Annotated in this window: 13 protein-coding genes; 6 read left to right on the top strand and 7 right to left on the bottom strand. The window is 63.5% G+C overall.

Going from position 1 to position 12,780, the window contains the following annotated elements:
- Positions 1-54 precede the first annotated feature (54 nt).
- Both ACLIJ1_RS16280 and cdd read right to left on the bottom strand, forming a co-directional pair.
- A complete protein-coding gene (locus tag ACLIJ1_RS16280; protein ID WP_411366587.1) occupies positions 55-1,044 on the bottom strand; it encodes a LysR family transcriptional regulator in 990 nt (329 codons plus the stop codon).
- Between the two features lie 822 nt (positions 1,045-1,866).
- On the bottom strand, positions 1,867-2,853 hold the full coding sequence (cdd, locus tag ACLIJ1_RS16285; RefSeq protein WP_411366588.1) for a cytidine deaminase: 987 nt from the start codon (positions 2,851-2,853) through the stop codon (positions 1,867-1,869).
- A gap of 252 nt (positions 2,854-3,105) precedes the next feature.
- Between cdd and ACLIJ1_RS16290 the strand changes: the two genes are divergently transcribed.
- The 4 genes from ACLIJ1_RS16290 (at position 3,106) to ACLIJ1_RS16305 (ending at position 6,788) form a co-directional block, all read left to right on the top strand.
- Positions 3,106-3,822, top strand: a complete 717-nt coding sequence (locus tag ACLIJ1_RS16290; RefSeq protein ID WP_411366589.1) for a hypothetical protein — start codon at positions 3,106-3,108, stop codon at positions 3,820-3,822.
- A gap of 29 nt (positions 3,823-3,851) precedes the next feature.
- Positions 3,852-5,189 (top strand): hypothetical protein, encoded by a 1,338-nt coding sequence (locus ACLIJ1_RS16295; protein ID WP_411366590.1) that lies wholly within the window; start codon positions 3,852-3,854, stop codon positions 5,187-5,189.
- A gap of 97 nt (positions 5,190-5,286) precedes the next feature.
- Complete coding sequence (locus tag ACLIJ1_RS16300; RefSeq protein WP_411366591.1) at positions 5,287-6,063, top strand: hypothetical protein; 777 nt, start codon at positions 5,287-5,289, stop codon at positions 6,061-6,063.
- A 209-nt stretch (positions 6,064-6,272) separates the two neighbouring features.
- Positions 6,273-6,788: a hypothetical protein gene (locus ACLIJ1_RS16305; protein WP_411366592.1), complete on the top strand. Its 516-nt coding sequence runs from the start codon at positions 6,273-6,275 to the stop codon at positions 6,786-6,788.
- A gap of 181 nt (positions 6,789-6,969) precedes the next feature.
- Here the strand turns inward: ACLIJ1_RS16305 and ACLIJ1_RS16310 are convergent, their stop codons facing one another.
- A complete protein-coding gene (locus ACLIJ1_RS16310) occupies positions 6,970-7,188 on the bottom strand; it encodes a bacterioferritin-associated ferredoxin (protein WP_411366593.1) in 219 nt (72 codons plus the stop codon).
- Between the two features lie 133 nt (positions 7,189-7,321).
- Complete coding sequence (gene bfr, locus ACLIJ1_RS16315) at positions 7,322-7,798, bottom strand: bacterioferritin (RefSeq protein WP_411366594.1); 477 nt, start codon at positions 7,796-7,798, stop codon at positions 7,322-7,324.
- Positions 7,799-8,020: 222 nt separating this feature from the next.
- Here bfr and ACLIJ1_RS16320 point away from each other — a divergent pair, with 222 nt between their 5' ends.
- Positions 8,021-8,350: a hypothetical protein gene (locus ACLIJ1_RS16320; RefSeq protein WP_411366595.1), complete on the top strand. Its 330-nt coding sequence runs from the start codon at positions 8,021-8,023 to the stop codon at positions 8,348-8,350.
- Positions 8,351-8,520: 170 nt separating this feature from the next.
- The gene (locus tag ACLIJ1_RS16325; RefSeq protein ID WP_411366596.1) at positions 8,521-8,958 is read left to right on the top strand and encodes a hypothetical protein; all 438 of its coding nucleotides are present in this window, start codon (positions 8,521-8,523) and stop codon (positions 8,956-8,958) included.
- A 15-nt stretch (positions 8,959-8,973) separates the two neighbouring features.
- Here ACLIJ1_RS16325 and ACLIJ1_RS16330 read toward each other — a convergent pair whose 3' ends face one another.
- The 3 genes from ACLIJ1_RS16330 to ACLIJ1_RS16340 are packed head-to-tail and all read right to left on the bottom strand — an operon-like array spanning position 8,974 to position 12,779.
- Entirely contained in the window at positions 8,974-10,212 is a 1,239-nt protein-coding gene (locus tag ACLIJ1_RS16330; RefSeq protein WP_411366597.1) for a DUF1513 domain-containing protein, read from the bottom strand.
- Positions 10,202-11,263 (bottom strand): imelysin family protein, encoded by a 1,062-nt coding sequence (locus tag ACLIJ1_RS16335; RefSeq protein WP_411366598.1) that lies wholly within the window; start codon positions 11,261-11,263, stop codon positions 10,202-10,204. Before ACLIJ1_RS16335 ends, ACLIJ1_RS16330 begins: the two co-directional genes overlap by 11 nt.
- Before the next feature lie 10 nt (positions 11,264-11,273).
- Positions 11,274-12,779 (bottom strand): di-heme oxidoredictase family protein, encoded by a 1,506-nt coding sequence (locus ACLIJ1_RS16340; protein ID WP_411366599.1) that lies wholly within the window; start codon positions 12,777-12,779, stop codon positions 11,274-11,276.
- Between the last annotated feature and the right edge of the window lies 1 nt (position 12,780).

Here is a 12,780-nt window from a genome sequence, read left to right on the forward strand (position 1 = left end):
TAGACACCATCGGCCCCAGCGCCGATGGTCTCCTCCTCCATTTGCTACCTGGGCCTAGCAGGTAACCGTGCTCACGCTTTGCGAGGTCTGATGCGTGCGGGGGTCGCGCGAACCGAGTTGGAAGTGCTCGAGTGCGTCCTCAGCGAGCCACTGTTTGGTGCCTGAGCAGCCGATGAGGTCGCTCAGAATGGCTCTCACGGCGTACAAAAGGGGATCTTGCGCTCGGCTGGCCAGCTGGGCGTATAAGACTCTGACTGCCTTGCGGGCGCTACACACAACGGTGACGTCGCCACACATCTGCGCTTCACGCGCGGCGGCTTCTTGGAGCAGTCCCACGCCCACGCCATGTGCCAGGAGAACACGCGTCACGTTTTCGTGGTCAACACTGATAACCTGTTTGGGGCGGAAGTTGTACTGCCTGAACAAACTCTCTGCCGCCTGCGCATAACAGGGGTTTGAGGTAGGGTAAATCCAGGGAACGTCGCCGAAGCAATGGGGTTTCGGAATCTCGCCAGCGGAGACAAGTCCGGTCGATGCAACAAGGGAAATTTCAAACCTTGAGGTTTCGATCGTACTCAGTTCAGCGTTTGGCTCGCTAGCTTCGTCGTAAAAGCCTGCATCGAGGTCACCGTTGCAAATGCTCGAAACGGGATCGAGAGACGTGCAGTGTTGCAGGGAAACGTTCACTTCTGGATGCCGTTCGGAGAACTCCTTGAGCAGACGACTTGTTAGCTCGGTTGTGGCACTGCTGCTCGCTCCCAAACGGAGGCGGCCGGCCAGTCGTCCGCGAATGCGCGTGGCTTCATCGATCACTTCTCGGTGCATACCAAGTGCCTGCTCGGCTTTGACCAAAATGAGCTGTCCATGGCTCGTAAGGCTCATGCCGCGCACGGTCCTCTCGAACAATGTGATGCCCAAGGTGTCTTCAATGGCCTTGATGTGCGCACTGACTGCTGGTTGACTTAGGAAGACTCTTTCCGAAGCTCGGGTGATGCTGCCTTCACGCGCTACTGCAACGAAAGTCCGTAGTTGGTAGATATCCATTCATAACCCCCTGAAAAGTTGTTCATCGTTAGAAAAATATGCTCGTTCTTCTTTGCCTGCAATGTCGAATTTGTGACGACTCCAACCTCCTTCTCGACGAACAGAACTAGGTAAATGATGTCCCGAATGGAGTTGACCTTCAACACTGTTGCCGGATGGCGCTCGAACCATCGCCCGATCCCTTGGAACCAAGTGCTTTTTGTTGATTTTTCTCGAACCGTACGGTACGGCCAAACTCAAAGCTCGAGTGCGATGGGATTTGCTGAGAAACCACTCGATGGGTTCGAACACTTCGGCCAGGACTCTTTCCGCGTCAGGACTCCTCGCAAGGAGTCCACTCGGACTTTCTAGAGCTGCAACAGCGCTTTGCCACCGACTTTCCTAGGCCTCACTAGCTCTTCTCATGCTGCGTTCGAGCACTTGTTTTAGTTAGCAAGAAGTTGGCCACCGACTTGCTTCCAATCGACTCTGTTGTTCGGTAGTCCACGACTCTGTGATCCACCGAAGCGGTAAATGGGTCGTTTCTGTAGTTCTAGCCCACACACCTCTAGTCTCCAAGACTCAAGGGGAGGCTCCAGCTGCGGCGCCGTTGCGGCAGCTCCGCGCCCAGCATCTTGAGCAAACATCCACAGTTCGGATGCGCCTCCTCTGTAAGCAAGTCACACCGCCACCAATACGCAGCTCATTGGTCATAAAGTACTATTTTGCAGCGTCGACGCTGAGCAGTCTTCCCCCGCTTTGAGTAGACGCCCCTGGGAATACTTGCCTCAATCAAGTTGTGCGGCGCAGCGCACCCCGACCCGTGCCCCGGTCTTGAACTTCTTAAGGGCTTGTTGCGGAAAGGTACTCAACCTTCACACTTGGAGCGTAAGCCGCCAGCACGGCCTCGCTGCTGCTCTTCTGACTGGAAAGGGTTGGCACCTCTACCAGCACGCACCGGGTTACGACACGACTGGCGCCTTGTGGCTGACTCATGTTCATGAACGCTAGGGCGGATTCCAGTGGAGAGAGGCTCGGGTTGTATGCCGCGTTCTCAGCATTGCGTCCGGTATAGACACTGCCATCGCTCAGTTGCACCGCAATGCCAGCGTATCCGAAGGCAGTATCAGTCGGGTACGGCGCATAGCAGCCCTGTGCTGCAGCCAGCGCAGCCGCAATGACCGGATCCGCGGGTGGTCCCCCCGGCAGGCTCACGGCATGTGTGCAAAGCTTGGGATCCATCAGGCCTCCCTTGATTCCCAGGTCGCCGGGACCGAATGCGTTGGGCAGAAAGGTGGTCAGCGGAGTCGATGTGTAAGCGTATGGGTTGTTGGGGTTGGCCGGAACTGGTGGCAGCAGGATGTTGAGCTGTTGTGCTGTCACCAGTTCGTACAGGAACTGCCGGCAGTAGCCGCAGGGCGCTGCGCTGATGGCCAGCGCCTGCAATCCCGCTTCACCATTGAGCCAGGCGCTGTTGGTGGCCGCCTGCTCCGCGTGCACCGTGAAGCTCAGCGCCGCGTTGCTGAACTCGAAGTTCGCTCCCAGATACAGGCTGGCCCAACCCGTGCCAGGGACAGGCATGCCCGCAGCCACCGCACCCACCTGATAGTGCGACACCGGCACCACCGCGTAGGTCTGCGCCACCGGCAGCAGCTGCATCATCAGCGTCCCGATCTCGGCTTGCGCGCCCAGCTTCCCAAGGATGGCCCCCACCTGATTTGCAGTGAGGTGGCCACCCTGGTTACGGATGACATCGACATCGGCCTGGATAAGGGGTGGCAGTTTGGCAATGGCCGCAGCCCATGCTGCGCTGCTTGGTGTGGTGGTCATGAAGTCGCCTCTGTAGGTGGAACAAATTTGTCCGTCCTGCGCACCAGTCATCCATGCAGCAGTGAGCCCGACGGTATCCGTGCACCAGCAGGAATGCTCCACCTACCTGTCAAGGTTGCCAGTGGGTGATCGATTGCCGCAACGCGAAGCGACAACATCGCGCCCCATGCGCTGGGCACCAGGGCAGAGGAGACCCAATTGGAGAGATTTCCAACCGAGTTCGCTGACATGCTGGGACCGCATGGAAAGGCGATGCTGAAAGCTGTGCAGCCCGAGCCGTCCCGCTTTGCGCTGTCCTACGCGGCCAATACCGAAGGGACGACGCCCCTGGCGTTTCTTCCTCAGATGCTGAGCAAGACCTGGGCAAAGCATGCGCGTCGTTTGCTGGACAACACCATGCTGGAGCACGTTCAGCGGATCGAGTCACGGATACCGCGAGAGGCAATCACAGGCATGCGCCGCAACTACCGCGAGAAGCTGCCCAAGAGTTTGCGCATCCAGACCGTGTACTTTGACTCACCACGCACTGCCGCCTATCGCGCAGCTTCCAAGATTGGTCTGTTGCAGATGCTGCGGTCCGAGAGCCTGGCGCAATTTGCCGAACGCATCACTGGTCTGTCCCTGGATCGCCGCCGGGGCATTCAGCTCATCCTTTACCAGCCGGGTGACTACTCGGGCCCCCACAACGACCACCACCCAGAAAACGCGCACGCCAAGGACGGGTTCATCGATCTGCACATCTCGCTGTGCAACGAGGGGGTGCAGGACCAGTTTCTGGTGTGCGAAGAGAACGGCCATCTGGCCGGGGTGTATCCGGCCGCGAGCGACGGCTCAGTGGCGGTGTACCGCCTGCCTTTCTGGCACTACACCACACCGTTGCGGGCCAAGCCGGGTGCCGAGAAGGACGCACGCCGGTGGTTGCTGCTCGCAACCTTTGACCTGAGCCAGCCGGCCGGACAGAAGTCCTGACCACCAATACCAACCAAAGGGAGTTCACCATGAGCCAGAGCTACGCCAAGATTCGCTTCATCGGATACGCCATTCCCACGACACCGGCCAACATGGTCGCGATCGGCAACCCAAACGGTCCTGGTGCGGTTGCCGGAACGTATCTGGGTCTTGCTGATTTCCAGGCGGATGTCCGTGCCCGCATTGCGGTACTCAAAAACGCTGCCGAGGTGGCCAAGGCGGCACTGCCCTTGGGTGAGGCCCCGGGCAGTGTGCTGAATCTGTTCGTAGCGCCCGAGTTCTACTTCCATGGCACTCAGGGGCCGTACCTGTATGGGCACGGTGACCCAGACCCGGCCGACTTCATCCTGGATCAGCTGCGTTTGGCGTTTCCGGCCAGCGACTACCCGGACTGGACGCTGGTGTGCGGATCCGCCATCACCTCACGCGTGCAAGACATGGCCTCCATTGCAGTGGCCAACAACACCACGGTGCGCAATGATGTGGTGCGAGCACTCTCAGAGCAGTGGTTGGCGTCCTACGGTCCACTCAACGGCGTGATCTTCGACATGCTGGTCAACTTCATCAAGAATTGCCACGGCTACCCTTGCATGGAAGTGCGCAACCGTGCACTCATCGTGAGCAATGTGGCGCTGGACACGCCAACCCATTCGCTGGGAACCGACCGGATGACTTGCGAGAAGTACTTCGTCTCCAACGAAGACTTCATTCTCTACGACACCACTGGCCGCAAAGATGTCGTGACCGAACAGATGACGGCCTATCCCTTCATCGATCTGAGTCACGGAGACCTCAAGGCCACGGCCAAGGACAAGTACGCCATCTTCCGGCAGAACTACGGGCCACAGAACTTTCCGCAATACGTTGATTTCGGCGTTGAGGTTTGTCTGGACCACAGCGATGTGCGCCTGCGACGCAACATCGACAACGAACCGTGGCCACAGCCCGTCGATGCGCTGCATGTGCAGATCATTCCTTCTTGCGGCATGCAGATCTCGGCTCCAAGCGTGGCGGCCGATGCCATGGGCTTTGTCTTCAACTGCGATGGCCAGTACGCTTTGGATGCAACCAATGGAACGGCCAACGCGGGGTTGCAGAACGGGGTGCAGTGTCTCTATGCCAACTACATCGATTCAACGGCCCCCGCGTATGCCGGACACACCCAACTGGCGCGGGTACAGCAACCGGCAGTTGGCTGTGATCCCAATCGCAAAGGTTCAAGCAATGCCAGTTTCGAGACGCTGGCCTCAGAAGCAACGGCGGTCCTGGCCGTCCCCGTCATTCCAGATCTCGCTCAATGCTTCGCAGGTGGACCAGGAGCGGTTCACATCTATGGGCTGCAAACGCCGTACAACTTCTATTCGTAACCCAAGCGTTGGGATGGCTTGTGCGCTGATCTCGGTCAGGACCCAGCAAAGCATCCCTACATCACCCAGCTCAGGGTGCTTTCAAGATATCCCGAACATGGCGAATCCGAAGCTGGCACATGCCGAAGGCTCCACCAAATCGTCCACAACTTTGGAGCAGAAGCCACCAAGAGTTCAGTCCCTGAACTGGACTACTGCGCTGAGTGTGCTGACCGCGCTGGTTGCTTTGGGAAGTGTGATCCTCCACTTCATCGGAGACGTTTCTCATCGTCAGTACCTCAAGTTTTGGGGCATCGACGCGGGGCTGTTTCCGAAGTCGACCGACTGGATACTCATCAATGGCTACTACAGCCTTGTGACGCGGTTCATTGCCATTCTTGAAGTGATATTCAAGAATGTGCACTGGTTGGCTACGGCAGCAATCCTTCTGGGGTTGTACATGGGATTCCTCCTCACTCCGATTGGCAGCGGTCGAGGAGTGATGCATGAATGGCTTCAAAGACGGTCGGCGCGATACAGGAATTTTCTGCGGATCACATACTTCACGGCGTTGCTCGTTGGGGCACTGCCACTAGCTATGTTTGTCCTGACATCAGTCATGGTGATCCCCGCTGCACTTGGAGAAGAAGCAGGTAGGGCAGCAGCAGAGAACGAACTTGATGTGTTCCGCAAGGGCTGTTCGATCTCGACGCCGAGATGTGTTGAGGCCAGGAGAGAAGGGCAACTCGTTGCCACAGGTTTTGTGCTGGATAGCTCAACGTCCTACCTCGCCATCTTCGACGAGCGGACTCAACAGGGTCGAGTCATTCCACTTGACAAAGTTGAGCTTGTGTCTGCGCGACCGATCGCCTCAAGTCCAAAGGAGCACCGATAGATGTTCACATCAGCAGCGTGCCACCAATGCGAACCACGTAGATCGCGCAGTGTTCTGTTTCAACCGATGAAGCGCACGAAGACATGCGCCACGGGCATGCGAGTCAATGCTTCATGGCTTGGATGCTTCGATGATCCTCTGAGTCGATTCCATTGAAGAACTGATGCAGCTGTGCTCGGGCGCTAGCAACCTCAGGTCTGGAAGCAGAAATGGGCGTGCAGGACGCGCATTTAGTCGATCACGGTAGCAAGTCCAACCGAAAAGTGACGACCACAGTTTCTTCAGGCGAGATCATCGATCGTCAAGCCATGTCGGCGCATCATGAGAACCATCTCAACGATGGTGGCTTCTCGCTGGGCCAGCCAGAGTGCCCGTTGTCGCTCAGTCTCTTGTGCCTGCATGCGCTTTTCATCGCCATCGTCGGCTTGGGCGAAGGCAGCTCCCAGTTCACCCATCAACTGCTGAAAGCGCTGGTCGCCCATCGGCACATGGGCCAGGGTGGGTTCTCGTCGAGGGACTTTTCGGGTGTGTATGCGCTTATCTGCAAATGGCATCGTGGCAGGCGTGAGGAAGCTCAAGGAACAACTAGGGTTTTCCAAATCAATGGTAGTCCTGAAACCCACTTGCGCGACGCACACCGGTTTTTTACCTCCATCTCTAACAGCACTTATGCAGCGATTCGCGTCAGTCGGTTCATGAAGACCGGCTCGCGCTCCGGGGCCTGAAGCGGTCGTTGGGTGGGACCTTGCCCGCAGGCTCCCTAGGAGGAATAGCTTCCGTCTTGACCAAGCATCAATCGCACGCCTGAGTTTGATCACTCATGACTGCGGAATCCGCTACCGAGGTTCGGCTCCTAGAATTGGGCAGGAGCGTAAATCTGCGTCACATCGCTCCGGACATCCAGATTCATGTGTACGTAGCACTCTCGGTAGTCGGACCACGGCTGATTTGAGCGATTGATTGCGAAGGACTGCACTGCATCCAGATACCACGAGCAGCAGACTCGCACTGACCGCATTGGGTGCCCACGCCCATGTCGATCTGGATGTCGTCAAAGCTCGCCCCACAGCGCGCGGCTTGGGCGATGGCTTTGTCGTTCACATGGCGGCAGACACAGACGATCATGGTTCAGGTGGGCGTTTGAGTTTTCAAATGATAATGGATCTCATTCAGAAAACCAAGCAACCACGATCACCGAGGGGCATTGGCCGATAGGCGGCGGCGCTCCCCGCCCGCCCGGACGCTGGTAACCCGACCGTCAGTCGGCCTCACCCATCTGGCTCTGCAGGTAGTTCTGGATGCCGACCTTGTCGATGAGTTCGAGCTGGGTTTCGAGGAAGTCGATGTGTTCCTCGGTGTCGTCCAGGATCTTCATCAGCAGGTCGCGGGAGACGAAGTCGCGCACCGACTCGCAATACGCCACGCCGTCCTTGATGGTGGCTTGTGCGCCGCGTTCCAGGGCCAGGTCGCTGCCCAGCATCTCCGGCACGTTCTCGCCGATGTTCAGTTTGCCCAGGTCCTGCAGGTTGGGCAGGCCGTCGAGCATGAAGATGCGGTCCATCAGCCAGTCGGCGTGCTTCATCTCGCCAATGGATTCCGAGTATTCCTTCTTGGCCAGCTTGTCCAGGCCCCAGTGCTTGAGCATGCGGTAGTGCACGAAGTACTGGTTGATGGCGGTCAGTTCGTTCTTGAGCTGGGCCTGCAGGTGGCCGATGGCCTGTGGATCGCCTTGCATGGGAAACTCCTTTAGAAAAACATGTCGAGCCGGGACCGCATTGTGGTCCTGCAGTGTGGCCACCACAAACGGCACCAAGGCTTGACCTTGCTTCATCTTGTCAAATGAGAATTATTCTCATAAACTGTCAACACATTTGACGCCAGCCAGCCTCCAGGGGGTCTGCCCGACCCGCCGCCCCGCCAGCAAGCGATGGAACCACCCCACCCATGGAGGCCCGCCTTGATCCCCCCCACCTGCCTGACCGATGCCTGCTGCGACGAAGAATATGTGCTGCCCTCAGTGGACGCGCTCATGGCCGGTACGCTGGCCCTGATGACGGGCTACGCCCAAGCCCCTGCAGACGGAGCGCACCGGCCCCTGATGGGCAAGAAGCTGGTGTCCAACCTGTTTTTCCTGGCCCAGCACCCGCAGGTGTCGCCCGCGATGCGCTGCATGCTGGGCAACCTGCGCACCCGCTGGCTGCAGGCGCTGGAAGCCGACGGGCCGCCGGTTCGTCGGAAGCCGACGCCGGCCGCTTCGCTGCACGAGGCGCACAGCACGCTGCAGTGATCCGGCCCATGTGGTCTTCTTTGCAAGGAGTGCGCGATGCCGTCGCCCCAGGCCGTTGAAACCAGGGTGGCCGTTCCGGCCCGGGACGTCGCGCCGCCACCGCGCTCCGGCGCCGAAAAGGCTGCCGGGGCTGCGGTGCGGGATGTCAGCGATTCGCAGGGAGAGAGGTCATGAGCACCACGGTGCGATGGCGCGGCCTGGCCCGGCCGGAACTGGTGACCGAGTTGTCGGCGGAACACGGTGTGCTGGTGCGGCGGCTGGCGCAGTTGCAGCAGCGCGTCGGCGAACAACTGCAGGCCAGCGCCCGCCATGCTTCCCGCCTGGAGGCGGAGAACCTGCGCTTGCGGGCCGCGCTGATCCGGATGAAGACCTCGGTCGCCTGGAACCTGCGGGGCGCGGCCATGCAGCCTCCCCCACCGCCCAAGCGGCGGGCGGTGGACCCTGTCGCCGCGCCCGGGCTAGAGGCCGCCCAGGCGGTCATCTGCCAGACCGGCTGTGCGGGACACGCCCACCCCTGGCTGGAGGCCGACGGGCAGTGCCGGCGCACCGGGCGGTCCTGCGAACTGACCGGTGGCGTGGAGGCCGCGGCGGACACCCCGGACGCCTGACGCGGCCGGTCCTGTTCAGCCCGGCACCGGCACCCAGTGGTTGTCGATCTGCAGCGCCGTGGCAGGGCGGTCCAACAGGGCCAGCACGGGCGACGCCTCGCCTTGGCCGACGAGCACGCCGGCCGCGCCGCTGAGCCACCAGCGGTCATCGCGGCTGGCCAATGCGTAGGCCTCGCGGTGGGCCAGCGCACCGCGCCACCGGCCCCGCGCGTCGAACAGCGCCAGCTGGTTCACGCGCGGGCAGCTGACCGCGAAACCGCCCCCGGCGGCGGACGGCAGGGCGCAGAGGTCGCCGCCGTAGCCCGCCATGACCGGCTGGCCCTCGGCGGCGCGCAACGTGCGGCCGTCCCAGACCGCGAGCACCGGTGCCCCGGCCTTGGCCTGCGGGTCCGGGTGGCTGGCCGGGTGTTCGGCCTGCAGCGCGATGCCCAGCGTGCCCGAGACCGGGTCGAAGGCCAGGTGGCGGATGCTCAGGTGGGGGTCGGGCAAGCGCCACTGGCCCAGCAGCGCACCGGTGCCGGGGTGCAGCGCGACCAGCGACGCATCCATGCGCCCGATTTCGCGTTTGCTGCGCCCGGTCTCGGGCAACGTCGGGATGCCGCCGTTGGCCACCATCAAGGTGCCCGCGGGCAGCTCGCCGACCGCCTGCGGCAGCGCCAGCAGCTGGTGCGGGTCCATGCCGTGCGTGGCCCATTCGGCGGTCTTCTCCAGCGTGCGGGCTTCGCGCACGCCCAGCCGTCCCTGCGCGGAATCGAGGTCGGTCTCGGTGGTCCAGAGCGTGGCACCGCCGTCGCTGGCGATCACGTGGCCGTTGAAGCGACGGTCTTCACCGATCCAGTGCCATTGCGCCTGGCCGGTGCGCGGGTGCCAGCGCAGCAGCCAGTCGCCCGGGCGCCGCGCCACGGCCAGCACCGAACCGCCCGCCTCGGCCCACAGGCCGTGCGCGCGCGTCGGCACCGATAGCGACCGCTGCACCGACCACGACGCATCGCCGACCGACAGCAGGCCGATGTGTTGTTCGGCACCGCTCTGCCAAGCGGCGAGCAGCGTGGGGTCTGTGCGGGCTGCGCGCGCAATGGGGGAAAGCAGCGCGCCCGCCCCCAGCAGACAAAGCGTCCGGCGCGAAAGGCCCCCTTCCAGGACCACCGCGGAACCGGCTTCGCCGGGCCGCAGGTGTTGCCCCTCTGGGGGGGTGACGCCGCAGGCGGCGCGGGGGGAGCCCCATCCCTCGGCGCGGGGGGGCTCAATCTCCATCCGCATCGGAGAATCCCAGCGGCACGTCCAGCGCCGCCGCGACTTCCGCCTGGAACAGCGTGGTCACGCCCTTGAGCGTACGGGACAGCGCCATCAGCGCCGGTTCGCCCGCCTTGGGGGGCAGCGCCGTCAAGGCGGCATCGGCGCGGTCCAGCGCCTGGCCCCAGCGTTGCGCGAGGGCGATCTGGCCCTTGCCCATGAGCAGCGCCTCGATGGGGATCAGACCCTGTCCGGGCTGTGGCGGCTGCCGGGCCTGTTCGGGCCGCAGGCGGGCCTGGGCCTTCAGCGCCTGCCATTGCGCGCGCCACTCGGCGGCGTTGTCGGCGGCGGCCAGGCGAGCGAACTCGGGCGGCTGGCCTTTGCCGGCGGTGCGGGCCTTCTGCACCGGCTGCTCGATGTGGACCCAGCGCAGCCGTTCCAGGCCACCCAGCCACTGGTTGATCCACTCGGCGAACGCGCTGCGGGCGGCCTCTTCGTCGCTGGTCCAGTCGCGCGAGGCGAGCTGCTCGAAGCCACTGCGCAGGGCCTTGGCCTCGGCTTCGATGCCTTCGGCCAGCAGCACGAGATAGGGGCAATGGGCTGGCGAGGGCCTGGCGGTCAGCAGCTGTTCCAGCGCCGGAAAACCCTTGGCCGGGGTGCCGATGGACTCCATGTCGGCCAGCGTCGTCGGCGCGCGCTCCAGTGCCTTGGCCAGCAGGGCCGGACGGACGGGCCAGAAGTCGATCTGCCGCTGGGAACGCCGCTCGATCACCGGGCCCAGTGCGGGGCTGGACAGCGCCTGCCAGGACAGCAGGGCCTGGCGCCAGGCATCTTTCAGGACGGCTGGCGAGGCCGGCCCGGCACAGTGCTGGCGGGCCGCGGCGGTCAGGGCCCTGGCTTGTGTTTCAAAGTCGCGCGCCAGCGGCACCTGGTGGGCGTACAGACCCTGCAGCGCGTCCTCACCGCTGTAGTAGGGGAAGGCGAGCGCACCGCCGGTCTGCGCGTGCAGGCCGGTGGCGGGCCAGGCGGCCATGGCCAGCAGGCCGGCCAGGGTGTGGCGTCGGTGGATCATGACCAGGCCCTCACAACGAGTTGACAAAGGCGACCAGCGCATCGCGGTCCCGCTTCGTGAACTTCAGCACCTGCTCCCTGGCGCCCTGCGCTTCGCCGCCGTGCCACAGCACGGCTTCGAGCACACCATTGGCGCGGCCGTCGTGCAGCAGGCGCTGGTGGCCGTTCACGTCCCGGAACAGGCCCACGCCCCACAGCGGCGGCGTCTTCCACTGCCGGCCGCTGGCCAGGAAGTCGGGTCGGCCGTCGGCCAGGCCGTCGCCCATGTCGTGCAGCAGCAGGTCGGTGTAGGGCCAGATGCGCTGTCCGGCCACCTTGGGGCTGGTCAGGCGCGGGAACAGCGGGTCACCGGTGGTGTAGCCGGGGCGGTGGCAGGCCGCGCACTGGGCCTGAGCGAACAGAGCCTGGCCGCGTTGCACCTGCGGGTCGTTCACCTGGCGGCGCGCGGCCGGGGCCAGCGTGGCCGCGTAGAACACCACGTCGCCCAGGGTCTGGTCGTCGATTTCGGGCACCTGGGCGCTGGCCTGCGACGCCGGCATCGGCCCGTCGTGGCCGCTGCGCTGGCCGCCGCCGTGCGGCGCGGCCAGGCAGTCCTTCTGCGCGGGTGTGCAGGCTTCGCGCCCGTTGACGCTGCTGGTGATGCCCATGTCGCCCAGGAAGGCGCCTGCACTCTGGTGCGCCAGGCTGCCGGTGTTGGCCTTCCAGCCAAAGCGGCCGATCACTTCCTTCTGCGCGAAGGCGTCCCACACGCGGTTGGGCTGGCCCTTGACAGGGCCGGGCGCGGCGGCCTGGTCGCGCGCGTTGGCCAGGATCTCGCCCTCGGGAATCGCTTCGAGCAGGCCCAGGCCGGCCATGTGCGGTGCGATGCGCGGGCTGACCATCACGTCCTTCGCCATCGGGCCGTAGCCGAGGTCGGTGAAGCGGTACTGCGGCTGCTGCAGCGTGTAGCGCGTGCCATCGGCGAAGCGGCCGTGCACGGGGGTGCCGTGGATGCGCACCGTGCCCTCGGGCTTCACGCCCTGGATGCCGGCGTTGTTGAACTGGTCGCCGTAGGTGGGCTCGGGCACCACGCCGTCGTGCAGCGCGGGCGTGCCGGGCACCGACAGGCGCAGCAGCAGCGCCACCGTGTTGTCGGGCTCGGGGCCGAGCGTCTTCTTCCAGTCGGGTGGCGCGCCGCGGCCGTCCATCACGTGGCAGCCGGCGCAGGAGCGGGCGATGAAGTGCGGGCCCAGGCCGTCGCGCGCCGTGGTGGACGCGGGGGCCTCGACCCAGTTGCGCTTGAAGAAGGAGTTGCCGACCACGAAGCGCGTGCGTTCGGCGTCGTCCAGGTTGGCCAGCGGGAACGAGAAGGCGTTCCTGCCGGTGGCGTAAACCGTGGTGGCGCCACCGGTCTTTTCACCCAGAGGGTCCGGGTCGGTGTCGGCGCAGGCGTGGCCGATCAGCAGGAGCGCTGCCGCCCCGAAGGCAACGGCTCCCATGGCTGGCGCAAGGCGCGTGGCTTTGGGATGGGTACGCATG

The organism is Hydrogenophaga sp. RWCD_12 (assembly GCF_046604225.1).
GTDB lineage: Bacteria > Pseudomonadota > Gammaproteobacteria > Burkholderiales > Burkholderiaceae_C > Hydrogenophaga.

Coding starts and splice junctions, on each gene's coding strand:
- ACLIJ1_RS16325 (WP_411366596.1), top strand. CDS start 8,521: ATGAGCACCACGGTGCGATGGCGCGGCCTGGCCCGGCCGGAACTGGTG.
- ACLIJ1_RS16330 (WP_411366597.1), bottom strand. CDS start 10,212: ATGGAGATTGAGCCCCCCCGCGCCGAGGGATGGGGCTCCCCCCGCGCC.
- ACLIJ1_RS16340 (WP_411366599.1), bottom strand. CDS start 12,779: ATGCGTACCCATCCCAAAGCCACGCGCCTTGCGCCAGCCATGGGAGCC.
- ACLIJ1_RS16290 (WP_411366589.1), top strand. CDS start 3,106: ATGCTGAAAGCTGTGCAGCCCGAGCCGTCCCGCTTTGCGCTGTCCTAC.
- ACLIJ1_RS16295 (WP_411366590.1), top strand. CDS start 3,852: ATGAGCCAGAGCTACGCCAAGATTCGCTTCATCGGATACGCCATTCCC.
- ACLIJ1_RS16305 (WP_411366592.1), top strand. CDS start 6,273: ATGGGCGTGCAGGACGCGCATTTAGTCGATCACGGTAGCAAGTCCAAC.
- cdd (WP_411366588.1), bottom strand. CDS start 2,853: ATGACCACCACACCAAGCAGCGCAGCATGGGCTGCGGCCATTGCCAAA.
- ACLIJ1_RS16300 (WP_411366591.1), top strand. CDS start 5,287: ATGGCGAATCCGAAGCTGGCACATGCCGAAGGCTCCACCAAATCGTCC.
- ACLIJ1_RS16335 (WP_411366598.1), bottom strand. CDS start 11,263: ATGATCCACCGACGCCACACCCTGGCCGGCCTGCTGGCCATGGCCGCC.
- ACLIJ1_RS16280 (WP_411366587.1), bottom strand. CDS start 1,044: ATGGATATCTACCAACTACGGACTTTCGTTGCAGTAGCGCGTGAAGGC.
- bfr (WP_411366594.1), bottom strand. CDS start 7,798: ATGCAAGGCGATCCACAGGCCATCGGCCACCTGCAGGCCCAGCTCAAG.
- ACLIJ1_RS16310 (WP_411366593.1), bottom strand. CDS start 7,188: ATGATCGTCTGTGTCTGCCGCCATGTGAACGACAAAGCCATCGCCCAA.